At 60.7% G+C, this 1081-nt stretch carries 1 protein-coding gene; it reads right to left on the bottom strand.

Features of this window, described 5'->3' with window-relative positions; all coding sequences use genetic code 11:
- The coding region (locus FVQ81_18640) for an ABC transporter permease (protein ID MBW7998549.1) at positions 1–720 on the bottom strand (720 nt) is incomplete at its 3' end.
- Positions 721–1081: the final 361 nt, after the last annotated feature.

The raw sequence follows: 1081 nt of genomic DNA on the forward strand, positions 1-1081 counted from the left end.
CTTAAGGGCATGGCCGAAGTTCACCGCGCGGTTGGTCAGTCCGCGAGCCCGGGCGAACTTGATGTAATCGGTGCGCAGCACCTCCAGCATCTCCGAGCGCACCAGGCGCATGATCAAGGTCAACTGGAACATGCCCAGGGTGAATGCCGGCATGAGCAGGGACTTGATTCCGCTTACCGTCAGCAGGCCGGTTGTCCACCAACCAATTGTCACCACATCGCCACGGCCAAAGGTGGGCAGCCAGCCCAGGATCACTCCAAAGAGCAGAATGAGCAGAATGCCGATAAGGAAAGTGGGCAGTGATATGCCCACCAGGGACAGGGTCAGGAAAAAGTGGCTCAACCAACGGTCGGGCCGCAGGGCCGTATAGACACCCATCGGAATTCCGGCCAGCAGCGAAAACAACGCGGCCAGCAGGGAGAGTTCCAGGGTGGCCGGCAGGCGCTCGGAGATAAGCTCGGAAACCGGGCGGCCGATCTGGTATGAAATGCCAAACTTGCCCTGGGCCGTGTTGATCACGAAGCGCCCGAACTGAATCGGCACGGGGTCGTTGAGCCCCAGCTTTTCCCGCAAGGCGGCCCGCTCCTGCAGGGAGGTCTCCTGGCCCACCAGCATGGCCACCGGGTCGCCCACGTAGCGGAACATGGTGAAGGCCAGCAGCGCCACCACAAGCATGACGACGATGGACTGAATCGTACGGCGAACAATGAGGGCGAACATGGCCGGCCGGGATTCCCATTGCCTGAAAGGTTGTTACCGAAAATGGCAAAGACCCTGGCGCCACGAATACAACGCCGCGGCGACAGGGTCCAAACCGTGGAGGGGTGGAGCAGCTACTGCATGGTGACGTGACGCCAGCGAAACACGTTGTCCGGCCGTTGCTTGAGGCTGACCTTGTTGGACACGCCCCAGGACACCGCCTGCTGGTGCAGGGGGATATAGGATATATCGCGGATGGTAATGCCCCAGGCTTTTTCGATCAGGGCATCGCGCTTTTTCTTGTCGGTTTCCCCAAGAATCCTGGCTGTGAGTTTGTCCACCTCCGGGTTGCAGTAGCCGCCCAGGTTGAACTTCCCCCGGG

It is taken from the genome of Candidatus Glassbacteria bacterium (assembly GCA_019456185.1).
In the GTDB taxonomy this organism is placed as follows: domain Bacteria; phylum Gemmatimonadota; class Glassbacteria; order GWA2-58-10; family GWA2-58-10; genus JAJRTS01.